Source organism: Vibrio sp. 2033 (assembly GCF_033339735.1).
Map to the genome: position 1 here is coordinate 77,838 of NZ_JAWOVC010000013.1, position 23,830 is coordinate 101,667.

25 protein-coding genes and 1 tRNA gene are annotated in these 23,830 nt (G+C 46.3%); 7 read left to right on the forward strand and 19 right to left on the reverse strand.

All coding sequences use genetic code 11. The features are described from left to right. Together fadD and rnd are read left to right on the forward strand one after the other, a co-directional pair. Positions 1-1,692, forward strand: a complete 1,692-nt coding sequence (fadD, locus tag R7P74_RS16555) for a long-chain-fatty-acid--CoA ligase FadD (protein ID WP_005382216.1) — start codon at positions 1-3, stop codon at positions 1,690-1,692. 79 nt (positions 1,693-1,771) lie between these two features. Beyond that, positions 1,772-2,890, forward strand: coding sequence for a ribonuclease D (rnd, locus tag R7P74_RS16560; protein ID WP_031777213.1), 1,119 nt, complete (start codon positions 1,772-1,774; stop codon positions 2,888-2,890). Between the two features lie 77 nt (positions 2,891-2,967). On the opposite strand, the gene minE is transcribed toward rnd, so the two are convergent. Genes minE through minC form a run of 3 tightly spaced genes read right to left on the reverse strand, consistent with a single transcriptional unit; the run spans position 2,968 to position 4,726 of the window. Continuing rightward, positions 2,968-3,231, reverse strand: coding sequence for a cell division topological specificity factor MinE (gene minE, locus R7P74_RS16565; RefSeq protein ID WP_005388332.1), 264 nt, complete (start codon positions 3,229-3,231; stop codon positions 2,968-2,970). Between the two features lie 2 nt (positions 3,232-3,233). Beyond that, entirely contained in the window at positions 3,234-4,046 is an 813-nt protein-coding gene (minD, locus tag R7P74_RS16570) for a septum site-determining protein MinD (RefSeq protein ID WP_005388331.1), read from the reverse strand. 17 nt (positions 4,047-4,063) lie between these two features. Beyond that, positions 4,064-4,726: a septum site-determining protein MinC gene (minC, locus tag R7P74_RS16575; protein WP_005382304.1), complete on the reverse strand. Its 663-nt coding sequence runs from the start codon at positions 4,724-4,726 to the stop codon at positions 4,064-4,066. A gap of 197 nt (positions 4,727-4,923) precedes the next feature. On the opposite strand from minC, the gene R7P74_RS16580 reads away from it, so the two are divergent. The 4 genes from R7P74_RS16580 to R7P74_RS16595 all read left to right on the forward strand — a co-directional run bounded on the left by R7P74_RS16580 (position 4,924) and on the right by R7P74_RS16595 (position 8,715). Next, positions 4,924-5,205: a YcgL domain-containing protein gene (locus tag R7P74_RS16580; protein WP_005382303.1), complete on the forward strand. Its 282-nt coding sequence runs from the start codon at positions 4,924-4,926 to the stop codon at positions 5,203-5,205. 48 nt (positions 5,206-5,253) lie between these two features. Continuing rightward, positions 5,254-6,225: a lytic murein transglycosylase gene (locus tag R7P74_RS16585; protein ID WP_005388330.1), complete on the forward strand. Its 972-nt coding sequence runs from the start codon at positions 5,254-5,256 to the stop codon at positions 6,223-6,225. Between the two features lie 88 nt (positions 6,226-6,313). Continuing rightward, a complete protein-coding gene (locus R7P74_RS16590) occupies positions 6,314-7,258 on the forward strand; it encodes a LysR family transcriptional regulator (protein ID WP_213973136.1) in 945 nt (314 codons plus the stop codon). A gap of 257 nt (positions 7,259-7,515) precedes the next feature. Beyond that, a complete protein-coding gene (locus R7P74_RS16595; RefSeq protein ID WP_005382298.1) occupies positions 7,516-8,715 on the forward strand; it encodes a NupC/NupG family nucleoside CNT transporter in 1,200 nt (399 codons plus the stop codon). Between the two features lie 68 nt (positions 8,716-8,783). On the opposite strand, the gene folD is transcribed toward R7P74_RS16595, so the two are convergent. Next, the gene (gene folD / locus R7P74_RS16600; RefSeq protein WP_005382297.1) at positions 8,784-9,644 is read right to left on the reverse strand and encodes a bifunctional methylenetetrahydrofolate dehydrogenase/methenyltetrahydrofolate cyclohydrolase FolD; all 861 of its coding nucleotides are present in this window, start codon (positions 9,642-9,644) and stop codon (positions 8,784-8,786) included. 203 nt (positions 9,645-9,847) lie between these two features. Here folD and R7P74_RS16605 point away from each other — a divergent pair. Then, positions 9,848-9,924, forward strand: a tRNA-Arg gene (locus tag R7P74_RS16605). A 185-nt stretch (positions 9,925-10,109) separates the two neighbouring features. Here the strand turns inward: R7P74_RS16605 and R7P74_RS16610 are convergent. Genes R7P74_RS16610 through R7P74_RS16680 form a run of 15 tightly spaced genes read right to left on the reverse strand, consistent with a single transcriptional unit; the run spans position 10,110 to position 23,818 of the window. Next, complete coding sequence (locus R7P74_RS16610; protein ID WP_213973139.1) at positions 10,110-11,333, reverse strand: beta-ketoacyl-ACP synthase; 1,224 nt, start codon at positions 11,331-11,333, stop codon at positions 10,110-10,112. Then, a complete protein-coding gene (gene fabG, locus R7P74_RS16615) occupies positions 11,330-12,055 on the reverse strand; it encodes a 3-oxoacyl-ACP reductase FabG (protein ID WP_005388326.1) in 726 nt (241 codons plus the stop codon). The genes R7P74_RS16610 and fabG overlap by 4 nt, the downstream gene beginning before the upstream one ends. Continuing rightward, on the reverse strand, positions 12,052-12,516 hold the full coding sequence (locus R7P74_RS16620) for a hotdog family protein (RefSeq protein ID WP_074191022.1): 465 nt from the start codon (positions 12,514-12,516) through the stop codon (positions 12,052-12,054). Before R7P74_RS16620 ends, fabG begins: the two co-directional genes overlap by 4 nt. Continuing rightward, positions 12,509-13,696: a beta-ketoacyl-[acyl-carrier-protein] synthase family protein gene (locus R7P74_RS16625; RefSeq protein WP_225473946.1), complete on the reverse strand. Its 1,188-nt coding sequence runs from the start codon at positions 13,694-13,696 to the stop codon at positions 12,509-12,511. The genes R7P74_RS16620 and R7P74_RS16625 overlap by 8 nt, the downstream gene beginning before the upstream one ends. A gap of 20 nt (positions 13,697-13,716) precedes the next feature. After that, positions 13,717-14,328, reverse strand: a complete 612-nt coding sequence (locus R7P74_RS16630; protein WP_318122977.1) for a DUF3261 domain-containing protein — start codon at positions 14,326-14,328, stop codon at positions 13,717-13,719. Then, positions 14,325-16,667 carry an MMPL family transporter gene (locus tag R7P74_RS16635; protein WP_318116853.1) on the reverse strand — a complete coding sequence of 781 codons (2,343 nt, stop codon included), beginning with the start codon at positions 16,665-16,667 and terminating at the stop codon, positions 14,325-14,327. Before R7P74_RS16635 ends, R7P74_RS16630 begins: the two co-directional genes overlap by 4 nt. After that, positions 16,639-17,259, reverse strand: a complete 621-nt coding sequence (locus R7P74_RS16640; protein WP_213973161.1) for a LolA family protein — start codon at positions 17,257-17,259, stop codon at positions 16,639-16,641. The genes R7P74_RS16635 and R7P74_RS16640 overlap by 29 nt, the downstream gene beginning before the upstream one ends. Next, positions 17,259-17,705: an acyl-CoA thioesterase gene (locus tag R7P74_RS16645; protein WP_318122979.1), complete on the reverse strand. Its 447-nt coding sequence runs from the start codon at positions 17,703-17,705 to the stop codon at positions 17,259-17,261. The genes R7P74_RS16640 and R7P74_RS16645 overlap by 1 nt, the downstream gene beginning before the upstream one ends. After that, the gene (locus R7P74_RS16650) at positions 17,705-19,258 is read right to left on the reverse strand and encodes an HAL/PAL/TAL family ammonia-lyase (protein ID WP_213912197.1); all 1,554 of its coding nucleotides are present in this window, start codon (positions 19,256-19,258) and stop codon (positions 17,705-17,707) included. The genes R7P74_RS16645 and R7P74_RS16650 overlap by 1 nt, the downstream gene beginning before the upstream one ends. After that, complete coding sequence (locus R7P74_RS16655) at positions 19,242-20,948, reverse strand: glycosyltransferase family 2 protein (RefSeq protein WP_318122980.1); 1,707 nt, start codon at positions 20,946-20,948, stop codon at positions 19,242-19,244. The genes R7P74_RS16650 and R7P74_RS16655 overlap by 17 nt, the downstream gene beginning before the upstream one ends. Continuing rightward, positions 20,941-21,309, reverse strand: coding sequence for an ApeI family dehydratase (locus R7P74_RS16660; protein ID WP_047102874.1), 369 nt, complete (start codon positions 21,307-21,309; stop codon positions 20,941-20,943). The genes R7P74_RS16655 and R7P74_RS16660 overlap by 8 nt, the downstream gene beginning before the upstream one ends. 10 nt (positions 21,310-21,319) lie before the next feature. Further along, positions 21,320-22,720, reverse strand: coding sequence for an AMP-binding protein (locus tag R7P74_RS16665; protein ID WP_318122981.1), 1,401 nt, complete (start codon positions 22,718-22,720; stop codon positions 21,320-21,322). Between the two features lie 4 nt (positions 22,721-22,724). Then, on the reverse strand, positions 22,725-23,285 hold the full coding sequence (locus tag R7P74_RS16670) for a hypothetical protein (RefSeq protein WP_132936505.1): 561 nt from the start codon (positions 23,283-23,285) through the stop codon (positions 22,725-22,727). Further along, the gene (locus R7P74_RS16675) at positions 23,285-23,542 is read right to left on the reverse strand and encodes an acyl carrier protein (RefSeq protein WP_025766966.1); all 258 of its coding nucleotides are present in this window, start codon (positions 23,540-23,542) and stop codon (positions 23,285-23,287) included. The genes R7P74_RS16670 and R7P74_RS16675 overlap by 1 nt, the downstream gene beginning before the upstream one ends. Before the next feature lie 15 nt (positions 23,543-23,557). Then, positions 23,558-23,818, reverse strand: a complete 261-nt coding sequence (locus R7P74_RS16680; protein WP_005382278.1) for a phosphopantetheine-binding protein — start codon at positions 23,816-23,818, stop codon at positions 23,558-23,560. Positions 23,819-23,830 lie beyond the last annotated feature (12 nt).

A 23,830-nucleotide genomic window follows, 5' to 3' on the forward strand; every position in this document is an offset into this window, starting at 1 on the left:
GTGGATAAACCATGGCTTTCACGTTATCCAAGTGACGTACCTGAAACCATTAATCCAGAGCAATATGAGTCTTTGGTAGAAATGTTTGAACAGTCTGTACAAAAATATGCAGACCAACCAGCATTCATGAACATGGGCTCGGTTATGACCTTCCGTAAATTGGAAGAGCGTAGTCGCGCATTCGCAGCGTATCTGCAAAACGAGTTAAAACTGCAAAAGGGTGACCGCGTTGCTCTGATGATGCCAAACTTACTGCAATACCCAGTAGCATTATTTGGTATTTTGCGTGCAGGTTGTATCGCCGTAAACGTTAACCCACTTTACACTCCTCGTGAACTTGAACACCAATTGAATGACTCAGGTGCGACGACGATTGTGATTGTGTCTAACTTTGCGAATACGCTAGAACAAATCGTCGATAAAACACCAGTCAAACACGTAGTGTTAACCAGTCTTGGTCAAATGCTGCCACGAGCGAAAGGTACGATTGTCGATTTTGTCGTGAAGTACGTTAAGGGCATGGTGCCTAAGTACGATTTACCTGGTGCAATCTCAATGCGTCAGGCTCTACGTAAAGGTCGTCGTCTACAATACGTTAAACCGTTTATGTCTGGGGATGACATTGCATTCCTGCAATATACGGGGGGGACGACAGGTGTCGCGAAAGGCGCGATTCTGACTCACCGCAACATGATTGCGAACGTTCTACAGGCAAAAGGCGCGTACGGACCGGTTTTATCTCCGGGGCGTGAATTAGTCGTGACAGCATTACCGCTGTATCACGTATTTGCTCTTACCGTAAACTGTCTGCTGTTTGTTGAAATGGGTGGTCGTAACTTACTTATTACGAACCCTAGAGATATTCCAGGGTTCGTGAAAGAGCTACAAAAGCATCCGTTTACTGCGATTACGGGCGTGAATACCTTATTTAATGCATTGGTCAATAATGAAGATTTCCACGAGTTGGATTTCAGTAATCTACGTTTAGCCGTTGGCGGCGGCATGGCAGTGCAGCGCTCAGTGGCAGAAAGATGGCAAAAGACCACGGGTTGCTATTTGCTCGAAGGTTACGGTCTAACAGAGTGTTCTCCGTTGGTGGCGGCATATCCGCATGATCTTGTTGAATACAATGGCTCTATTGGTCTGCCGGTACCATCAACAGAAGTTCGTATCGTGGACGAAGAAGGCAACGCTCTTGCGAATACTGAAACTGGTGAACTTCAAGTTCGTGGTCCTCAGGTTATGCAAGGTTACTGGCAACGACCTGAAGCAACGAAAGATACGATTAACGAAGACGGCTGGCTATCAACTGGCGACATCGTTAAGTTCGATGACGAAGGCTTCCTGCATATCGTTGACCGTAAGAAAGACATGATCTTAGTATCAGGCTTTAATGTTTACCCGAATGAAATTGAAGACGTTGTAGCACTACACGGCAAAGTACTTGAAGTTGCTGCTATTGGTCAGCCGCATGAAGTGTCTGGTGAATTAGTGAAGATTTATGTCGTGAAACGCGATCCGAGCTTGACCAAAGACGAAGTGATCGCGCATTGTCGAGAACACCTAACTGGCTACAAAGTTCCGAAGTTGGTTGAATTCCGCGAAGACTTACCTAAAACCAATGTCGGTAAGATCTTGCGTCGTGTTTTACGCGAAGAGAATGACGCTGAACTTGCGAAGAAAAGCGCATAAGCCGATTTCGTCGAGTCGAGAGATTTAAAAAATGATAGAATGCCAGCGTTTTGCTGGCATTTTTTATAGCGAGAAGTATGTGAACTATCAAATTATTACTAAAAACAAAGACCTAGAAGAGGTTTGCACTCATGCCCGAGAGGCAGACGTAGTGATGCTGGATACCGAATTCGTTCGTATTCGCACTTTCTACCCGCAGTTAGGTCTGATTCAGCTTTTCGATGGTAATCGCCTCTCGCTGATTGATCCGACTGAATTAACGGATATGACGCCGTTTGTAGCGCTATTAAAAGATACTTCTGTGCTAAAAGTGCTGCACGCATGTGGTGAAGATTTAGAAGTTTTCCAAAACGCTTTTGGTTGTACACCATTCCCTATGGTGGATACGCAGCTGATGGCCGCTTTTCTCGGTCACGGCCTATCGACAGGCTTCGCATCGCTGGTGGAAGAATATTTAGGCGTAGAGCTCGACAAAAGTGAATCACGTACCGACTGGATGGCTCGTCCACTGACACAAAAGCAATTAGATTATGCTGCCGCAGATGTTCATTACTTGTTACCGTTATACGAAAAGCTGTTTGATAAGGTGACGCAAGCAGGTTGGTGGGAAGCTGTACAGCAAGAAAGTGATTTACTCGTTTCGAAACGTATTCGCGTAACTAATGAAGAGAATGCCTACCTTGATATTAAGGGCGCTTGGCAATTAAAACCTTCTGAGCTGGCTATTTTAAAGCCATTGGCGACGTGGCGTTATCGTGAAGCAATCAAACGAGATTTAGCGCTGAACTTTATCTTCAAAGAAGGTGATCTATTAACGGTCGCTCGTCTTGGTTTAACGAACTTTAAGAAGATGGAAGCAGAAGATATTGATATCCGAGCGATTAACCGCCATGGCGCGAAGATTGCCGCGATTGTTAAACAAGCGAAGCAAACACCTTCTGAAGAGTATCCTGCGAAAATTGAGCGTTTAATGGACTATCCGGGTTACAAGCAGGTCTTCAAAAATATGAAAGACTTGGTGAAATCGGCTTCGCAGAAGTCAGGTTTAGCCACGGAGTTCCTTGCCTCTAAAAAGCAGATCAATCAGTTGATCAGTTGGGTTTGGAAAAAAGATCGTGACCCAGAAGTATTGCCTGATTTGATGCAAGGGTGGCGTTTGGATTTACTCGGCGACAAGATGAACAAAGCATTAAAGTAATGAAAGATGAAAAAGGTTGGCCTCGATGCCAACCTTTTTCGTTCTAATTAGAGCATTCGTCTTGCGAGAGAAACTGATTACTTTTCTTCGTCTGGTAGCTTCACATTCAGCTCAAGAACTGAGATATCGTCGTCTTTGTGCTCAAATGTTAAGTCAACCATATTTGGATCAATTGCCACGTACTTGCTGATCACCTTCAAGATGTCTTCTTTTAATTGAGGCAAGTAAGACGGCGCAGGATCATTTTGGCTGCGGCGCTCTGCGACAATGATTTGCAAACGCTCTTTAGCTAGATTCGCAGAAGTTTTCTTCTGTGGACGGAAAAATTCTAATAATGACATGTCTAGCCTCCAAAGAGTCGTTTAAAGAGTCCTTTCTTCTCCTCAGTAAGGAAACGAAATTCAACCTGATTGCCTAATAAGCGATCAACGGTGTCAGAATAAGCCATACCCGCATCGGTGTTATCGTCAAAAGTGACTGGCACACCTTTGTTTGACGCGTTAAGCACGGCTTGGCTTTCTGGAATCACGCCCAGTAGTGGAATATGTAAGATCTCCTCTACGTCTTCAACGCTTAGCATTTCGCCTTGAGTGACGCGAGATGGGTTGTAGCGAGTCAGTAGAAGGTGCTGTTTTACTGGCTCTAGCCCTTGTTCTGCACGCAGTGACTTGGAATCTAAAATACCGAGAATGCGGTCAGAGTCACGCACAGAAGAGACTTCTGGGTTCGTTGTGACAATGGCTTCATCGGCATAGTACAAGGCCATTAACGCGCCTTGCTCGATACCTGCTGGTGAATCACAAATAATGAAATCAAAGCCCATTTCATCAAGTTCGCCGAATACGCGCTGAACACCATCTTTTGTCAGTGCGTCTTTATCACGAGTTTGAGAAGCAGGAAGAATAAATAGGTTGTCCGTGCGCTTATCTTTGATCAGCGCTTGGTTTAATGTCGCTTCGCCGTTAATGACGTTCACAAAGTCATACACGACGCGGCGCTCACAGCCCATGATTAGATCGAGGTTACGCAAACCGATGTCAAAATCGATCACCGCGGTCTTTTTTCCCTTCAGAGCTAGACCAGAGGCGATGGCTGCGCTTGAAGTGGTTTTACCAACGCCACCTTTACCAGACGTTACTACAATAATGCGTGCCATTTTTTTTCCTTTTTAGATTAAATCGCGAGAACTTCTAAATGTAATGATTCATCGGCTTTACTGATCATTACTTTCTTTTGCCAGTACTCGCTTTCAATTTGATCGCTTAACCAGTAGTCACCCGCAATGGATACCAGTTCTGCTTGTAAATCGTGGCAAATAATACGCGCTTCCTGCTGACCACTTGCTCCTGCAATCGCACGACCTCGAAGTGTGCCATGGATATGAATAGAGCCGTCAGCAATGACTTCAGCACCTGCACTTACGTGCGCTAGCACCACCAAATCACCATCTTTTGCGTAGATCTGTTGTCCTGAGCGGACAGGCGTACGAACTACTTTCGTTGGTGCCATTTTGGCAGGTGCTTGGCTTGGCGATTTGCTCGCCGACATAATGGCGAAGCCAGCTTCGGAAGCAAGGTTTTGTACACGCTTGTCTTTACAGCCCGTTACACCGACCGGAATAAAACCGGCATCTGAGATGCCTTGTTTAAGCTTAGGGAAATCAATGTCGCCTTGTACTTTTGCTATATTGATTACCAAAGGCGCGGATGCAAAAAAAGAAGGTGCTTGAGAAACTTTTTCTTGCAAAAATTCGACAGTCTTTGCGATCTCATTGTCAGAAAGGTGTAAAACTGACAATGTAAAACTGCTACCTTTAAGGTCTGGTGAATGGGTCATCGTGGACTTCTTGCCTTTATTGAAAGAGCGTTGCCTTAAACTAGGTATGTCATGTTATATTTCATCCTTTGACGCAGCAAGTTCTCTCGTGGGCAAATAGGTGAATTAATCTCAAATTTGCTATTAAGTTTGCGAGAATTTGACGTTTACAACCTAATCCGCACTCAACGCGGCTAAATCAGCATAAAAGGCGTGTCATGCTTTGTTCTATTTATAAAAGCTCGAAAAAAGAAGGTACTTATCTCTATATTCCGAAAAAGGATGATTTTTCACAGGTTCCTGACACCTTAATGCAGATGTTCGGTAAGCCTATCGCTGTCATGACGATTAAACTTGATGGCCGTAAATTGGCACAAGTTGATATCGAAAAAGTGAAGGCTTCATTACAAAATGATGGCTTCTTTCTTCAGGTTCCACCGCCGCCGGAGAACCTATTAGAAAAGTACAAAGAACAAAAAGCCCAGCAGAAAGGCGAATAACGTCATCGTTTTTCATCTGGGATTTCTGCCTTGCTCAAGGAGGGCAATATGAAAAAGATACTGGCTACCATGCTTAGCGTTGGTATGTGTACCTCGGCTTTTGCAAGTAGCGAGGGTTTTGATGAATACTTGAATAAGCTGCGTGCTGAAGCTCGTGATAAAGGTATCTCAGAGCAGGTCATTAGTGCTGCTTTTGCTAATGTTGAGTACAAGCCCCGAGCAGTAAAAGCGGACCGAAACCAACCAGAAAAGAAACTGACATTGGATGAGTACATTCCTCGCGCGGTGCCTGAATGGAAGGTGAAGCAAGCCAGACAACTCTACAAAGAGCATTACACCGAGCTAAAGCGTATAGGCGATGAGTACGGTGTCCACCCGCGCTTTATTGTGGCACTTTGGGGAGTTGAAAGTAACTTTGGTAAGTTTACCGGCAACTTTAAAGTGATTGATGCACTATCCACAATGGCATTTGAAGGCCGTCGTGAAGAGTTTTTCCGTAAAGAGACTATGTCGGCACTTCAGATCCTCGATCAAGGCCATATTGAGCTAGAGAACTTTAAAGGCTCATGGGCTGGTGCGATGGGTCAATGCCAGTTTATGCCAAGCTCTTTCCTTCGTTTTGCTGCTGACGGCAACGGTGATGGTAAAAAAGACATATGGCAATCTGAAGCGGACGTGTTTGCATCAACCGCTAACTATTTGAGCAAGTCTGGTTGGGATGATAAATATACTTGGGGTCGCCAAGTTAAGGTTCCTAAAAATATTGATCGCAGCCTAGAAGGGCGCACGGCTGAAAAAGGCAAATACCTTCAAGAGTGGAGCCAATTAGGTATCACAAAATATGACGGTAGCCCGTTGCCAAAACTGGATGAAGACATCAAAGCATGGTTGATCATGCCGGACGACGAGAATGGTCGTACGTATCTGGTTTACAATAACTACAACGTATTGATGAAGTGGAACCGCTCTTACTACTTCGCACTTGCTGTGAGTCACTTGGCTGACCGCATTAAATACTGATCTGCCATCAAACAATTTGGCATTCAGTCTTCAATACAAGGGCTCTTCGGAGCCCTTTGTTTTTTCTATAACCAAATCGAGGTAAAGCGTGTTATCTGAACGTGCCGCACAAATGGTGATTTTCTCCGCTCTTCTTAAACACAAAAGCTTCACAGCTGCTGCAAAGAGCTTAGGCGTGTCGGTGTCTCATGTGAGTAAACAATTGAGTCAGTTAGAAGCGTCTCTTGGTATCAAGCTTGTTCAACGCACTACGCGAAGCTTTACGCCGACTGAGGCAGGGAAAACCTTTTTTCATCACTGTGAGCAAGTGGTACAAGCGGTGAGCAGCGCCACATTAGAGATGGAAACCCAGCGGGATGAAGTGGCAGGTTTGGTACGTCTTGGGTTGTCGCAATCATTTGGTACCTTACACATTATTCCAGCGATTCAAGAGTTACGCGAACTGTATCCTCAACTTCAAGTGGAAGTACATCTGTTTGACTATAAGGTCGATATGTTAGCCGAAGGGCTCGATTTATGGGTAACCAACAACGAGCATTTGCCTGAAGGTTACATTGCGCAGCGTTTGACGGATTGCCAGTTTGTTGTTGCGGCATCGCCAGATTACTTATTGAAACATGACACGCCAACAGAACCGGATGACCTATCTGCTCACAACTGCCTCATATACAGAAGCTGGGAGCGTGACTATACGGGGTGGGCGTTTACCAAAGATCAGCAAGAATTGAACGTAAAAGTCTCGGGTAACTATTCAGTAGATCTGGCAGAAGCCGTTCGGGATGCGGCTATTGCAGGTTGGGGTATTGCCTACCTTGCCACTTACTTGCTGGGTGATGAGTTCAGAACGGGTAAGTTAATACAGCTGTTACCTGATTGGAAAGCCAGCCAGTCGATGCCGTTTTATGCGGTATACCCAAGCCGCCAGTATATGCCAAAAAAAATATCCGCAGTGATTAACTTTATCAAACAGAAGATCGGCAACCCTTGTCATTGGGACCAACGTTTGGCGCCTTACATCTCTATTCCTAAATAACAGGATCAATGAAGTTGTAGAACGACACATAAGGTGATTCACTTCACAAAAATTTTTCCTGAATCAGAAACATATTTTCCATATGGAAATAATTAAAATAAGCAAACGTTTATCTTCAATAAATTCAATTGGTTATTTTGTTGGTCAGTTATTGGTCGCTTAAACTTTTCACATTGTTAACATCCTCAACTTGCAGCATTTTGAGTCCACTATACAATCCGGTGCCTTCCATATCCCCCTTCTGTCGGATTCATTTTATGAACTCAATTATTGGTATCGTAGCCATACTATTCCTAGCATGGCTACTTTCTACAAATAGAAAAAATATAAAGCTGAGAACGGTGTCGTTTGCGTTTGCTTTGCAGGTACTGTTTGCGTTGTTGGTTTTATATGTGCCAGCAGGACGAGATGCGCTGAATTCAGTGAGCAGCGTTGTGTCGAATTTGATCAACTATGGTCAAGAGGGCATTGCGTTTTTATTCGGTAATTTGGCGACAGGGGGCTTCACCTTTGCGATCAATGTTCTGGGTATCATCGTTTTCTTTTCCTCTCTTATCTCAGGTCTTTATCACATTGGTGTGATGCCAAAAATCATTAACTTTATCGGTGGTGGTATTCAAAAGCTGCTGGGTATCGGTCGTGCTGAGTCTTTGTCTGCTACGGCGAATATCTTTGTTGGCACTATTGAAGCTCCATTGATGGTAAAGCCTTACCTAAAACACATGACTGACTCGCAGTTCTTTGCAGTTATGACAGGCGGTTTAGCGTCAGTTGCTGGCGGAACGTTGGTTGGTTACGCATCACTGGGTGTCGACCTCAACTATCTTATTGCTGCTGCATTTATGTCGGCACCTGCCGGCTTGTTGATGGCAAAAATTTTAATGCCAGAAGATACGGATAAAGCAGCAGATATCGACATTAGCCAAGTTGAAATTCCACGTGCAACCAACGTAGTAGAAGCATTAGCCGATGGTGCCATGGCGGGTGTACGCATTGCTGTATCGGTCGGTGGTACGTTACTGGCGTTTATTAGTGTCATTGCAATGCTAAACGGCATGTTAGGCTGGATAGGTGATCTTATTGGGACACCATTAAGTTTTGAGCTCATCCTAGGTTTTGTGTTTGCGCCAGTCGCTTGGTTGTTGGGTATCCCATGGCAAGAAGCAACCACAGCAGGCTCGCTGATTGGTAACAAGATTGTGGTGAATGAGTTCGTCGCTTTCATCCAGCTTGCAGAAGTGAAGTCTCAACTTAGTGAACACTCACAAGCAATCGTGACGTTTGCTTTGTGTGGCTTTGCAAACATCTCAAGCATGGCGATGCTGATTGGTGGGTTGGGCTCATTGGTACCAGAAAAGCGTGCATTTGTTTCTAAGCATGGTTTCCGTGCGATTATCGCTGGTGTCATGGCGAACTTAATGAGCGCTTCGATTGCGGGCGTGATTTTAAGTCTGTAATTGAAATAGATATCAACAATTAGCAAAAAGGCTCCTTGCGGAGCCTTTTTCGTATCTTAAGTTTTACGTTATTTGTCTGTGTGGAACTGTTCGCAAGCGAGCATCGTGTTCTCAATTAAACTTGCGACGGTCATTGGGCCAACGCCACCAGGAACAGGAGTAATAAAGCTCGCACTTTCACGTGCTTTGTCGTATTCCACGTCGCCAACTAGTTTGCCTGAATCAAGACGGTTAATACCGACATCGACCACCACTGCGCCTTTTTTAATCCACTCACCAGGGATGAAGTTAGGCTTACCAACCGCCACCACGACAACGTCAGCTTGACGCACATGACTCTCTAGGTCTTTGGTAAAACGGTGACATGTTGTTGTTGTGCAGCCCGCAAGCAGCAGCTCAAGTGTCATTGGACGACCAACAATGTTTGATGCACCAACCACAACCGCATGTTTACCACGTAGCTCAATGTTGTAACGGTCGAGTAGGGTAATTATGCCCTTTGGCGTGCAAGAGCGAAGCTTTGGAATACGCTGCGCAAGACGACCAACGTTGTAAGGATGGAAGCCATCCACGTCCTTCTCTGGGTGAATGCGCTCTAAAACATGTGTTGTGTCTATGCCCGCAGGAAGGGGTAATTGCACTAGAATGCCGTCAATTTCATCATCGTTGTTTAATTCATCAATCAGAGCTAGTAACTCTTCTTCTGAGCTAGACGCAGGAAGGTCAAAAGACTTAGAAACAAACCCAACTTCTTCACATGCGCGGCGTTTGCTACCGACATAAACCTGAGAAGCAGGATCTTCACCAACTAGAACCACTGCTAAACCAGGAGCACGTAGCCCAGCTTCAACACGTGCTTTAACACGTGCAGCCACTTCAGATCGAACAGTTTGGGAAATGAGAGTTCCGTCTATATTTTGAGCAGTCATGACTTTCCTTATAAATTAAGAAGGCAGATTATCTGCGGCGCATTGTCGCAGAATTTCTTATCAACATCCATAAGCAAACGTTTGCTTTGTGGTGTTTTTGAACATTAAGCGTTTTAATGGACTTTTTTTAGGCATTCAGATCAGAATGTTATGAAAACCCGTTGATTTACCCGTTTGAACTCGTATAATCCTGTCCCTGTAGCGCGCCCTTAGCTCAGCTGGATAGAGCACGTCCCTTCTAAGGATGTGGTCATTGGTTCGAATCCAATAGGGCGTGCCATTTATTCAAAAGCCCCGATAACTCTTTGAGTTGTCGGGGCTTTGTCGTTTTTAGGTTTTTGGCTGTAATTGCCACTCTATCTACAACTTTTGAATGGCATTCTAGCCATTGCAATTTCTAGCAATCTGGATAGCCACCAACAAAAAAGCGCTGGTTAACCAGCGCTTTTGCATTTATTAAGGGAATTACATCTTTTTAAAGATGATGGAGGTGTTGATGCCGCCAAAGGCGAAGTTGTTACTCATCAAATATTTCACGTCCAGCTCTCGACCTTGTCCAGCGATGTAGTCTAAATCGCCACATTGCTCGTCGAGGTTTTCTAGGTTGAGCGTTGGGTTAAACCAACCTGTGTGCATCATTTCTAAACCTAGCCACGCTTCAATCGCGCCACAGGCGCCTAGTGTGTGGCCAAAGTAGCTCTTGAGTGAACTGATTGGCACTTTGCCCAGAGCATTCGCTGTTGCGTTGCTTTCCGCAATATCGCCGCGGTCGGTGGCAGTGCCGTGAGCAGATACATAGTCGATCTTCTCAGAAGGAATGCCCGCGTTTTGCAAAGCCATTTCCATACAGATTTGCATGGTTTCCATCTGTGGTTGAGTGACGTGTGCGGCATCGCAGTTGCTGGCAAAACCGATGATTTCTGCATAGATTTTCGCGCCACGAGCGACGGCGTGTTCGTACTCTTCCAGAACCAGTGTTCCCGCACCTTCACCAATCACCAAACCATCGCGATCGGAGTCATAAGGTCTTGGTGTGCTTTTCGGGTCTTCATTCTTTAGACTGGTGGCAAAAAGGGTATCGAAGACAGCAGATTCCGTTGGGCACAATTCTTCAGCGCCACCAGCAACCATCACCGTTTGGTAGCCGTGTTTGATCGCTTCGTAGGCATAGCCGATTGCTTGGCTGCCAGAAGTACATGCACTGCTGGTTGGGATCACTCGGCCTTTCAAACCGAAAAATAGACCAACGTTCACTGCTGTGGTATGCGGCATCATCTGCACGTAAGTCGTTGCGGTGATCGCTTTGGTGGTTTTCTCATTCAACATGACACCAAATGCGCCGATTGCGTCAGTACTGCCTGTTGATGAGCCGTATGCGATACCCGTTTGACCATTGGTGAGTACGTCATGACCAATCAAACCTGCTTGGCTTAGTGCGTTTTCTGTTGCGACGGTCGCCAATTTGGAAACACGCCCCATGCCGCGTACTTGCTTGCGCTTGTAGTGCTTTGGCAGTTCAAAACCTAAAATTGGTGCCGCGAGCTTGGTGTTCAAACCATCATACTGTTCGTAAGAAGGCATGTATTGCGTCGCGTTCTGGCAGTCACGCAGTTTTGGTTCGACAGATTGCCAATCGTTACCAAACGCAGTCACGCCTGACATTCCGGTTACAACAACTCGACGGCTCATACTAGGCCTCCGTTTACCGAAATGACTTGGCGAGTTACATAGCCTGCGATGTCAGACATAAGGTAACTGACTAAACCAGCAACTTCTTCTGGCTCTCCCATGCGGCGCAAAGGAATTTGCGGCATCGCATGTTCTTTCACGTGTTCGTCTACCATGCCTGTGTCGATAAGTCCCGGTGCAACGCAGTTGACGGTGATTTTGCGTTTTGCCAGTTCAAGCGCGAGTGATTTTGTTGCACCAATTACGCCCGCTTTCGCTGCGCTGTAGTTAGTTTGACCACGATTCCCCATTAGGCCAGAGACTGATGCAAGCGTAACAATTCGGCCGCCTTTGCGCTTTTGCACCATTGGCATAACACAAGGGTGAAGAACGTTGTAGAAGCTGTCTAAGTTGGTATGAATCACACCATCCCATTCTTCTTCGGTCATCGCAGGGAAAGCGGTATCTTTTGTGATGCCAGCGTTGTTCACGACGCCATAGTAAGCGCCGTGTTCGGCGATATCGGCTTCGAGCTTCTCACGACAATCTGCACGGTCACTGATGTCGAATTGGATAAGACGACCGCTACCACCATGCTGTTCGATGGTGTTTAGGGTGTCTTGCGCGCCTTGTTGATCGCCCATGTAATGGACAATGACTTGGAAACCATCTTTGGCTAATTGAACGGCAATGGCTTTACCGATGCCTTTGCTGGCACCTGTAACGAGGACTTGTCGGGTCATTGTTGACTCCTGATTTTCATTTCTTGTAATTTTTCTTCTGATGGAACGTAAACGTTCAATTGGCAAGTCGCTACAACAGTTCCTTGTAGCTCAATACGGGCTGAAAAAACCGCCATACCGTTATCTTCCATAACTTTTTCAGCATACACATCGAGCACCTGTCCGCGAGAAAACGCATCGCATTCAGACGTGTATCGACGGCTACCAAGCAAAAAGCCAATCGGTGGCGCTTGTTCTTTCATTAATGCGTGGTAACCAGACCACGCCGCGACAGATTGCGCCATAAACTCAATGCCAACGTAAGCTGGCACGGTTTGAGAGGTCGAGTCGAAGAACGGGTTGTGTTCTGCGATATCAACCTGGCAGTGAATCGTATCTTGTTGAACATCCAAAGCACGATCAACCAAGATCATTGGTTTGTCGTGTGGCAAAAGTTGTTCGATGGGAGGAAGTTTAGTCATGAGCGTAACCAAAAATAAGACTAATATTATTGCCACCAAAAGCAAAAGAGTTGCTGAGAATCGCTTTGTTACCCAGTTTGGTTGGCGTCTCAACTAACGATATATGGATATCGTCTGCTTTGGTTTCGCAGTGTTGTATTGGCAAATCAAGGTTGTACTTGAGAATATGCCAAGCGATCGCGGCTTCCGTTGCACTTGCTGCACCTAATGTGTGTCCGGTAAGTGGCTTTGTCGAGCTTACGGGAACGGAGTCTCCAAAGCAGCGATGAATGGCTTTGCTTTCCATCGCATCGTTTAACGGCGTTGCTGTGCCATGCGCGTTGATGTAACCAATGTCTTGCGCTGTAAGTCCTGCATTGGCCAACGCTTTGTTCATCGCTTCTTCTGCGCCTAACCCTTCTGGATGTGGTGCGGAAATATGGTGTGCGTCTGAGCTGTCGCCAGCTCCGAGAAGAGCAACGGGCGCAGGTGTTTTGCTTAGCAACATTAATGCTGCGGCTTCGCCGATATTGATGCCGTTGCGATGTTGATCAAACGGCTTACAAAGGCTATCGGATAGAGCTTCTAAACCGTTAAAGCCGTTTAGTGTGAGGCGACAAATGGTATCCACACCACCCACAATGACCGCATCAACAATGCCAGAGCGAATCAGGCGTTGCGCGGTTAAAAAGACACGACCACTAGAAGAACAGGCGGTTGAAACTGAGTAATGTGGGCCGCTCAAATCAAAGTAGGCGGCAATAAAATCGCTGCAGTTGCCAAGCTCTTGTTTGGTGTAATGGTAGTCGGCAGGAAAATTACCCTTTGCCAGCTTTTCACCAAATGCGATTTCGCCATCTGAAATGCCAGATGTGCTGGTGCCGATCACGACTGCGATACGGTCACGACCATATTTAGCAATGGCGTCACGCACGTCGCCTTCGATTTGCTGCAAAGCCGAAAGTGCGAGGCGGTTGTTTCTCGTATCAAACCGGCTGAAAGCTGGTGGTAATTTCGGTAACGGCTGTGCAATTCGACCGATTACTGTTTGTCGGCCTGAATTCAAAATGTCTTGGTCAACCACCATGTTGGATGGTTTCGCTCCCGATAAACATTGGTGGATGAGCGTGTCATCTGGCCCCATGGCAGAGTGAAAGCCACAGGCCTGAATATACAAAGGTTGAGAAGAGCGAATAGGCATATTGTTATTCTAAATTGTTCTTAATTAATCTGATGTTGCAGTGTTTGAATAGAAATTGAAAACTGATGTTTGAGGTGATGAAAATCAATCTTACCCTCTAACTTGTTAGAAGAGCTGTATTGAATCTCAATGATCTTTTCACCGTCGCTATCAAAGATGGCGCGAGAATTATTTTTATCAATAATTCGCCACCTTACCTCATTTAACGATCCTTCCCAAGCGGAACTCGGCCAGAGCGTGATCATCAGGTTAAATAATACCTGTTCTGGCTGCGGTAGCGTACCTTGCAAACCGTTGAGTACTTCGGTTTGGATTTGTTCTCCATCGTAAGACAACGAGAGCACTCGCGTCCCCCAAGATGAGAAGCCTGCCAGTACCACTTCGTTGCTAGTCACTTGCAGTTGCACCGGAAGTTGCTCAGATGTGGGTTTGCCATCAATTACCCAAGAGGCCGTAATCAATTGGCTGGCCGTCAACTGATAGCCCAAGCTGGTTGGAGTCGGTAAGTTAACTTGGGTGTTCTCAGCAATATCGACTTGAGGTGTCGATTGGTGAGGGACCAAGCTGCATGCACTTAAAAACAGACTCAGTGCGATTAACGTCGCGCAGCGAAAAGCATGGTTAAAAATCATGACGTCGTTTCCTCTGTTTTAATTGCAATCGGAGAGAGCAACCAAGCGACAAAAATACCACTTAACACCGTAATGCCGAAACTGTGAATCGCGTGAGTTTGGCTTAGTGACAGCAACCCAAATGACAGCACAGTGGTTATTGCCGAAAGGGTGATCGCCAATAGTGTGCTCACGCTGCGCGCTTTCTCGGCAAAGAACAGAGTGTAATCGATCCCGATACCAAGAATGAGCACCAAGCCAAGCAAGTTGAACAGGTTTAATGTTGTTCCCATCGCGACAGCAGTTGCCAGACCGCAGGCGCAAGCAATCAATGATGGCAGTAAAACTCGCCAACTGTGTTGCAGACCGTACCGCTTGATTAACACCAGAAAGATCACAGCACTGGCGGCTACCAATAGCTCCATGATTTTGATTCGGTATTCACCAAATAGGGAGGAAATTTCTTCTGCTTTGTTTAGGTAGACAATATCAGACTGCGATTTGGCAAAAGACTTAACAACGGCGGAGTCTTGCAATTGGTTTAACACCACTACCGTTGCCGATTTTCCTTTAATTTTACCCAAATGGAGAAAACGCACAGGCGCTGATACTGGGTTTTGCAAGTACTGATCAACCGTGACAGGGATAAAGTCGGCGTCCATTTTCGGCTTTTTATTTAAGCGCAGTCCGGATGCAAGTGGGCTGGATTGTGTCGCGTAAAGATCGTGAATCAATTGATAGTCTTGTTGCTGACGCTCCACTGAGCTCAAGTAGCGACTCAGACTCTGGTAGCTTTCGATGGTGCTGTCCGCTTTCCACGCTTCTAATGTTGGCGTTAAAGACTCCAGCTTTTTCATTAGGTTTTCGTCATCGTCGGCGGTAACGACCAACATTTGCTGCGAAGATTGCATGCCACTGAGCGTCGTAATCAAGGTTTCTTGCTGCTTGAGATCTTTCGGCATCGTTTGCAGCAGACGAATGTCGTCATCGTAGTTCAATTGCAGCAAGAAAATGCCACTCGCAACCACACATAACATCGGTAATCCGACTTTAATTCGAGGTTGATTCCAAAGCGTTAACCATTTCGCCAACAATGATTGTCCCGGTAAAGTCGAAATGGTGCGCGATGGGTTACGAGCCAGTATCGGATACCAAGCCACCACGGTGATGTAAGCGGCAATCAGACCAATGGATGAAAACAGCGCAAGCTGCTGCAAACCAGGAAACGGCGCCACTAACATGCCCAAATAGCCGATCAAACTGGTGATTAAGCCAAGTGTGATCGCTATGAAAATATGCTTTAACCCTTGCTCGCTATCCCATTCATTTCCCGCCGCAAGGCGTTCGGTTAGGTAGTGGAATGCGTAGTCGATAGACACGCCGATTAAACTTGCGCCAAACACTAAGCTGAACAGATGGACTTTTCCAAAAATCCACGTCGTAACGGACAACGCAACGAGCAAACCAATGGTGATGGAAAGCAGTGCCAGAGACAGTGGCATCACACTACGAAAGACCAACACGAACAATGCAATGATACCGAGCAGAGAGAACACACCGATGGTACTGATCTCCGATTTGGCACTTTGCGTACCAAAGTCGGCGTAAAATAGAACGCCAGTATGTGCGACTTCAGCACCATATTTCTGCGCGACGCTTTGTTCTAGCGATTGAATATCAGGGACTGCAAGCTGCCCCGTTAGGCTATAAGGCGAGTCTTTTAGCTCAGCAGTAATAAGCAAGTATTGAGCACCGTCTTTTTCGACGGACAGATAGCCGTTATCCAATCGGAAAGAGGACGATTGCTGGGTAACTTGGCTTAAATAATCACGAAATAGCAAGAAAGGATCATTTTGTAACTCTTGCCCAGTCACCCCAGAAAACGGGTTGTACAGAGACTGAATCACATACTGCACTTGCTGTTCTGGATTTTGGCTTAAACGCTCTCGTTGTTCAGGCGTCAGCAATTGGAAGCGGTGCTTAAAGTAGTAACTCGCCCAAGCTTGCTGTTCTTGAGGTGAGATCTTTCCCACCACATCGCGAAAATGATTACTCTGATGCAACCCCTTATCAAATTCAGCGGCCGCTGCAAAAAGGGCATTTTTGTCCGGCGCTGTGATCACGAAAATGACTTTGTCACTCATACTTGCCGAGACCGACTCAAAGGCTTGCTCAGCCACCGGGTTTTGTTGGTTCTTCGGCAGCAGTTTTAAAATGTTGGTCTCAATCGGAGACTCTGCACTCCAAACCCATTGTTTGAGTAGCAACGCGCCCGCTAAAACAACGAGATTGAGCCAAACCAGAGCAAAGGTATGAGTGCCAAGACTGAGTTTAGAAACGGAATTGAGCGTCTTCGGCATCCGTGAGTTCCTGAGGTAGAGAGGTCTGGTTTGTAAACGTGATTTCGGTCTTATCGCCGCGCAGCTCTTGCAGGGTTAGGCGATCAATGTGCGTTTTACCGGAAAGGGTGATGGCTTTAAACACCGCATTTAATGGCGACTGTTTGGGCACTAAAACGAGCTGCCACTGATTGTTCTCAACTGAAAAATCGAGTGTGAATTGTTCTTGCAGTGCAGAAGTATCCCCGTGGAACACGGATAAAAACACATGGCTAAAGTAGAAGGCCATTGGGTTTTCTTCAGCAGAGATCGTTTTCGGATCTTGGTTGGCAAAAGTCTGACGAAGTTTGTTTTCCGTCAATACCAAATTGACTGCGAAAGGTTCTGTTTGTTGCCACAACAAGCCATGTGTTTTGCTCAGTGTGAACTGACCTTTAGAGGTTAAAGGTTGACTAAACATTTCCAGATGACGCTGCTGCGTAAAATCTCCGCGTACGATTTCATGCTGAGACAACTGCTGTTGAAGCGATGCCAAATCCGTTACATTTACTGTCGGTGTTGCCAGTGCTGAAGCAGAAAATATTAGCAAAAAAGAGAGTAACCACTTTTGCATTAGTTCAGGCTCCCATGGTTGTGCCATCGCTCTACTTTATCTAAAAAGACTGCTGGAGAAACAAAGCACATCTCTTGCTTTTCAATGGATACGGCGACTTGCGTTGTATGCGCTTTGGACATACGTTGATTCGTTTCGGCATCGTAAATCACGTAATCCACACGTAAGCGGTTTTCCCACTCAGTGAGTTGCGCGGTAATGCGAATGGTGTGATTAAACGGAATCGCCTTCACGTATTTAACGCGCGTGTCGATGATCGGCCACATGTACCCAGAGTCTTGCATATCGCGATAGCTGTATTGGATCTTTTCCATCAGCACACGACGCGCTTCTTCAAAATATCGAAAGAAGTTGCCGTGATAAATCACGCCCATCGGGTCAGCATCTTGGAATGAGGTGACCATAGTCACCTCCGCTTCTAATGGGTAGAGAACCTGCTCTTGCATTATACCTCCGCGTAGAGTGGCCAATGACGTTGCTGAATGCGTTCAATGAAATGGCGCAAATCTTGTTCCAATGGGCGATCTTCAATCACAAATTCAAACTCGCTCAGTACTGCGTCACGAATTACTCGCAAACTCTGACTCATGTGGTGTTCGTCCAATTCGTTATGACGACGACGAATCTCAACCGCTTGAACGCTTGCTAGGAGTGAAGCCGCAGCAACTTGCTCTGTTAACTCAAGTACGCGTAGGCAATCACGAGCCGCGATGGTACCCATGCTCACTTTGTCTTGGTTGTGACATTCGGTTGAGCGAGAAAAAACGCTCGCTGGCATGGTGTTTTTCAACGCTTCTGCCGTCCAAGCTGAGATACCAATCTGAACCGCTTTAAAGCCATGGTTGATAGGTTTACGCTCGCCTTCTGCACCAGTTAAGTTAAACGGCAGGCCGTTATTGAACTTGTAATCCATCAATTGCGCCATCTGACGATCCAGCAAATCAGCTAAGTTGGCAATGTTCACTTTCAACGTATCCATCGCCATTGCGATATGACCACCGTAGAAGTGACCGCCGTGCAGAACGCGCTCATTGTCGCCATCGATGATTGGATTGTCGTTGGCACTATTTAGTTCATTCTCAATCAATTGACGTAGCCAAGGCAGTGAGTCTTGCACCATGCCAATGACGTGTGGCGCACAACGCAGCGAGTAACGATCTTGCAGTCGGTCGCTATTGCGTGGCGGACGCTCAGCATTGAGATCATCACGCAGCCAAGCCGCAACTTGCTGTTGACCAGGATGAGGTTTTACCGCAAACAACGCTTCATCAAAGTGGAAGTCATTACCTTGCATACCCACAGAGACCATCGCGGTAATCTTGGTGCAAAGCTGCGCTAGGTATTCTGCACGTTTGTAGGCAAGACAGGCGAGGGCCGTCATCACGGATGTACCGTTCATTAACGCCAAACCTTCTTTTGGTTTTAGGCGAATTGGCTCAATGCCCAGCTCTGCAAACACTTCTTGTGTTGGTCGCACATCACCTTTGTAAAGCACTTCACGTTCGCCAATTAAGGTCGCCGCTAGGTAAGACAGAGGCGTTAAATCGCCACTTGCGCCCACCGAGCCCTCTTGTGGAATACGTGGCGCAATGTCGTGGTTGATAAGCGTAACGATTTGGTTCAACAGATCGTGAGACACGCCAGATACGCCTTGCGACAATGAACATAAACGTGTTGCCAGCACCGCACGAGCTTGCTCATGAGAAAGGATTTGACCTAAGCCACAACCATGGAAGCGTGTAAGGTGCAACGGAAGTTCATCCACAAGAGCGGGTGGAATCGCCACAGTACATGAATCGCCGTAACCCGTGGTCACGCCGTAAATAACGCCTTCTTCCTTCAGTAATCGTTCCAGAAACGCCACGCCACGATCAATTTTCGCGGTAAATTCTGGCGAGGTGTTCATGTGTGCCTTTGCACCTTGAGCAATGGCAACGACATCTTCGATGGTGAAAGATTGGGCACCAAAAGTGATGTTGTGATTATTGTTGTTTGTCATGTGGCTGATTACTTAAAGTCCAGAAGTTAAAAAAGTTGTACCACTGTAACGGCGCTTGCAGTGTGTGGTGTTCTAATCTTTGTGCGTACTGTTGAACAACGCGTTCTAGTGCCTGCTGACGCTCCTTGCGTGGTAGCGTGACTTGGTCACTAAAGTGTTCAAAGTACACATTAAAATGCGGAGTGTTCGCTTCATCGTCGCGTAGGCCGAAGAGTAGGTAAACCGGCGCTTTTAATACCGAGGCCAGCATGAATGGGCCTTGCGGGAATGGTGCAGGTTTACCAAGAAAATCTGCCCAAACAACACGATTTTCTTTGCTGGTAGAAGTGCGATCGCCAACGATCACCACCCATTCGCCTTGCTCGATTTTTTGTTGAAGCAGAATCGCGGTGTCTGGTCCCATTGAGCTGACTTGAATCAGATTCAGTTCCGAGTTTGGGTTTACCGCCTTCATTACCGCATTAAATTGTTCAGCGTGTTGGGTAAATACCAAGGCATTGATTTTGACATGAGAGTGTCGACGACCAAGCGCGCGGCAGAGTTCGATATTGCCAAGGTGCGAGCCTAAAATGAGCACGCCTTGTTTTTTCTGCGCCATCTCTTCGAAATGATGCTGGCCGTGAATGGTTAGGTTATCGACGTTAAAGTCACCTTGCCAGGCAGCCAGTTTGTCGAGCATGGTTCGCCCAAAAGAAAGCAGATGATGATAGCTGTCCAACTGTTTTGGTAGTGCGATGCTCTGCTGCGTTGCGTAGTACTGCAAGTTTTGCAGGTAAACCTCAGACGCTTCACGGGCAGATTTACCCGTGAAGTGGTAGTAGCGCATGACTAATTTTAAAATCAGGTCAAACGCTTTTCTGCCGAACAAGCGGTAAACCGCGAGTAAGGTTTTGATGCCTAAAATCGTGCCTTGTTCTTTTCGTTTCGACCAGTGGGCATTACTGTCATCTGTGTGACTGTGCTTTCTGGCGAGTAGCGAAGGAATGCGCGGCAACATGCCAAAAAATAGGCGAGTGTGCATCCAGCTTATCTTGACGTTATCCCACAATGCGTCGAAGTGGGAAATGCCACCTTCAGGGTAGATCACGCGCGTTGGAACAAAATCAATATCGACGCCTTCCCAGTACATTCGCACCAGAATTTCGATATCAAAATCCATGCGTTTGCCGATGTTGTACTTGTTCAACACGGCGACCGTTTTCGCCACTGGGTAGGCGCGGAAACCGCACATGCTGTCTTTGATAGACAGTGACAAGGTTTCTATCCACACCCAAACGTGCGTAGCGTAGCGACCATACAAACGGGATTTAGGTACGCTCTCGTCGTATATCGGTTGGCCTGAAATCAGGTTATCTGGTTTTGTTTCGCTGGCGCTGAGCAATTTCGGCAATGCTTCTAGGTCGTGTTGACCGTCTGCGTCGATTTGAATGGCGTGCGTAAAACCAAGTTTGTGAGCTTGATGTAGGCCAGCCATCACCGCGCCACCTTTACCTTGGTTTTCGCTCAAACTAATCAGTTTTATCAGCCCTTTCTTGCTCAAAGCAGAAAGCGCTTGTTTGGTGTCTTCATTGCTGCCATCGTCAACGGCCAGCACTGGCAAAGCGAAAGAGGATAACGATGCCACCACGTCTGCAATTGTGCTGCCGTGGTTGTAGCAAGGAATTAAAAAGCAGGGGCGATAATCACTCACGTGACTCACCCAGTTTCATTTTTCCTGACGAGTGAGTCACCAAGGTTTCACCGTTTTTCGATGTGTACTTAAAGGTCAATTTCTCACGCTCATTGTCCCAAGAGAGTGAGAGGCAAACGTCGGCGTTTGGCAGAATCGGCTCTTGAAATTTGATGACTTCCATTCCTTTAAATACCTTGGGAGTATTCAAATATTGAACGGCGTAGAACAGCGCCCAATCAATTTGAGTGACGCCGGGTAAAAGAGGGAAGTGATTGAAATGACCTTGGAAATCTAAGATGTCAGCATCCACTCGCAGCGACAGCTCCGCGGTATGGTCACTCACTTCAATATTCTGAATAGTTGGTTTTCTTTTTTCCATGTTACTAGCTTTATTGGAATAGTTTTTCAATTTCAGCAACTTGGCGTTTGCCTTGGCTGTTCAATGGAATTTCGTCGACCACTCGGAATTTTCTCGGGATAGCGATCGGTTCTAGCCAATTGCGCAGTGCCTTGCGAAGTTCAAGCCAAAATTTGCCTTTACCAAGTTCATTAAGCACATCACCGCCTTTATCGTTAAGTACGATGATCGAGACTAATGTGAGACGACCAGATTCTTCCATTGGGATCACCACGCTTTCTTGAACCCACGGCAATTGCTCTAAACGTTTTTCCACTTCGACAAGGGAAATACGCTTTTCTTCGACTTTGACGATTCGGTCAGTGCGTCCACGCAATTCAAAAGAAATACTATCATGGAAATAGCATTCATCCGCAGTTTGGTACCAAGTGTTTTCATCAATGTGTGGCGAGCGGAGCTTTAAACAATTCTCATGGTTAAGCTCGGCTTCAACACCAGGGAATAACGTCCAAGGAGTGCTAGCTACGTGCTGCTGACGGTAAGCGATGCCGCCGGTTTCTGTGCTGCCAAAAACTTCAATAGGAAGTGACCCAAACAACTGCTGGCTGTGCTGCGCCGCTTGGTTTGGCAAGGGGCCACCAGAAGAAAATACACACCGAATCGCAACCGGATTGTGCTCTTCACTGAGTCGTTTTAGTAACGCAGGGCTGCTTACTAGCGTGGTGTCAGCATCAGCGTGATGGACAATTTGCTCTGGGAACTCAAGGTTGTGTGCTGAAAATGGACGTGCAGAGCACAAAGGCCACAATACGCGGAACAGCAAGCCGTAAATGTGTTGATGAGAAACGGTGCTTTCAACGCGTGTGCTGGCAACCGTGTCGCCCCACAGGTTATCTAGAATAGCAACTTCGATGTCGAGCTGTTTCAGCGTTTTTGCAATGGCTTTTGGTGTGCCGCTTGAACCCGAAGTGAATAGCGTTACCGGTATTTCCGCCAGGTTTAATTCACGCCAAAAATAAGGTTGTTTGGCCTCTGACTCGTTAATCACGGTGGTTTCTAGCAATGATTGAGCTTCGATCAAAAGCGAGCTCACCAGTTCTGGAACCGAGACATCGGCATCATGCAGCAACAAATCGTAGTGCTCACTGAGCTCTTTGAGTGCTTCTGGTTGGTAATTACCAGGTAATACAATGGATTTTCCTGCATAACAACAAGCAAAAAAACCAACGGCAAACAGGTAGCTGTTGCCAAAACACAACGCAATGTTTTGCGTTGGTTGGGTTTCTAACTGCTGAGCAAGTGTTGCGACGTGCTGCTGGAAATCACCCCACGTGATAACCGTGTCGCGCTCGTAAGAGACTGGGGATTGCTCAGACCTCTCTGCGATGAACAAGGTCGCTAGGGAGGTAAAGCTCGAATACGTTGTATTCATACGATTAGTGTTCCTTTCGAACAAATTGACGCACGATCCATTCTCCAGCGAACAAGCCACCAGCAAGTAAGTAGCTGATGAGGCCGTTATAAAGCGTCCATATTTTTACTGGTAGGAAACAGGTATAGAGTGCAACAGCAGCGTTGAGCGTAAAAAAGGCGCACCAAACCATCGTCACTTTGCGAGTGTAAGTCACGCCACTAGCCGGAAGGTCGGGTTCTTGCAAGCGAGCAAGCCTCTCTATGATCGATTGCGGCTGTTTTAAGCTCAGTCCAAATACACACAGCATACATACATTGACAACGACAGGGTAAAACTGAAGCCACCCATGTTGTTTAAACACCATGCCAAGCGTAATTAGGACAATGCCAACAGCGCCCGTAACGAGCGCCAAGAACTTAAACTCTTTTAGTGGGGTCTTATTTGCGACGAAAACACGCAAAAGTAACGCAGCAATTAACAAGCCCCCAACTAAGTTCAAGCCAAATTTATCTATACCGAAATAGACGGCGAAGGGGTAGGCAAACAGTACAATTGCAGACAGACCAGTCAGCAATTGGCGCATTAACTTTCCTTCAATAACTCAGTAACAGCGTTAACCACATCGTCGACGGTTCTTACTGTACTAAACTCTGCCGGCTTGATTTTTTTGCCAGTGACATTCTGTAGGTGTACGACCAAATCAACGGCGTCAATGCTATCAAGATCGAGATCTTGGTATAAGTGCGCATCTGATTGAATGTCGGCTGCATCAATTTCGAACAGCTCAACAAGCGCATCTTTAACTTGTTCAAATACTTGATCTTTATTTACATCAGTCATGAATATACCTACAACTTATTCATTAGTTTGAGAAGAAACGTATTTCGCTAGATTTGCTACAGACGCAAAGTGTTCGCGCGTATTTGAGTCGTCGGCATCAATAACGATGTTGTATTGTTTTTTTATTGCGAGTCCAAGCTCAAGCGCGTCGATAGAATCTAAGCCAAGTCCATCACCAAAAAGTGGTGCATCCGTTTCAATATCATCTACGGTTAAATCTTCAAGGTTTAAAGCATCAATAATAAGTTGCTTAATGTCGTTGTGTAACTGTTCCACTGGGACCTGCTT

Excerpts from the sequence above, each read along its gene's own strand:
- minE (WP_005388332.1), bottom strand. The coding sequence starts at position 3,231 with ATGTCATTATTAGAATTTTTCCGTCCACAGAAGAAAACTTCTGCGAAT.
- minD (WP_005388331.1), bottom strand. The coding sequence starts at position 4,046 with ATGGCACGCATTATTGTAGTAACGTCTGGTAAAGGTGGCGTTGGTAAA.
- minC (WP_005382304.1), bottom strand. The coding sequence starts at position 4,726 with ATGACCCATTCACCAGACCTTAAAGGTAGCAGTTTTACATTGTCAGTT.
- R7P74_RS16580 (WP_005382303.1), top strand. The coding sequence starts at position 4,924 with ATGCTTTGTTCTATTTATAAAAGCTCGAAAAAAGAAGGTACTTATCTC.
- R7P74_RS16585 (WP_005388330.1), top strand. The coding sequence starts at position 5,254 with ATGAAAAAGATACTGGCTACCATGCTTAGCGTTGGTATGTGTACCTCG.
- R7P74_RS16595 (WP_005382298.1), top strand. The coding sequence starts at position 7,516 with ATGAACTCAATTATTGGTATCGTAGCCATACTATTCCTAGCATGGCTA.
- folD (WP_005382297.1), bottom strand. The coding sequence starts at position 9,644 with ATGACTGCTCAAAATATAGACGGAACTCTCATTTCCCAAACTGTTCGA.
- R7P74_RS16610 (WP_213973139.1), bottom strand. The coding sequence starts at position 11,333 with ATGAGCCGTCGAGTTGTTGTAACCGGAATGTCAGGCGTGACTGCGTTT.
- fabG (WP_005388326.1), bottom strand. The coding sequence starts at position 12,055 with ATGACCCGACAAGTCCTCGTTACAGGTGCCAGCAAAGGCATCGGTAAA.
- R7P74_RS16620 (WP_074191022.1), bottom strand. The coding sequence starts at position 12,516 with ATGACTAAACTTCCTCCCATCGAACAACTTTTGCCACACGACAAACCA.
- R7P74_RS16625 (WP_225473946.1), bottom strand. The coding sequence starts at position 13,696 with ATGCCTATTCGCTCTTCTCAACCTTTGTATATTCAGGCCTGTGGCTTT.
- R7P74_RS16630 (WP_318122977.1), bottom strand. The coding sequence starts at position 14,328 with ATGATTTTTAACCATGCTTTTCGCTGCGCGACGTTAATCGCACTGAGT.
- R7P74_RS16635 (WP_318116853.1), bottom strand. The coding sequence starts at position 16,667 with ATGCCGAAGACGCTCAATTCCGTTTCTAAACTCAGTCTTGGCACTCAT.
- R7P74_RS16640 (WP_213973161.1), bottom strand. The coding sequence starts at position 17,259 with ATGCAAAAGTGGTTACTCTCTTTTTTGCTAATATTTTCTGCTTCAGCA.
- R7P74_RS16645 (WP_318122979.1), bottom strand. The coding sequence starts at position 17,705 with ATGCAAGAGCAGGTTCTCTACCCATTAGAAGCGGAGGTGACTATGGTC.
- R7P74_RS16650 (WP_213912197.1), bottom strand. The coding sequence starts at position 19,258 with ATGACAAACAACAATAATCACAACATCACTTTTGGTGCCCAATCTTTC.
- R7P74_RS16660 (WP_047102874.1), bottom strand. The coding sequence starts at position 21,309 with ATGGAAAAAAGAAAACCAACTATTCAGAATATTGAAGTGAGTGACCAT.
- R7P74_RS16665 (WP_318122981.1), bottom strand. The coding sequence starts at position 22,720 with ATGAATACAACGTATTCGAGCTTTACCTCCCTAGCGACCTTGTTCATC.
- R7P74_RS16670 (WP_132936505.1), bottom strand. The coding sequence starts at position 23,285 with ATGCGCCAATTGCTGACTGGTCTGTCTGCAATTGTACTGTTTGCCTAC.
- R7P74_RS16675 (WP_025766966.1), bottom strand. The coding sequence starts at position 23,542 with ATGACTGATGTAAATAAAGATCAAGTATTTGAACAAGTTAAAGATGCG.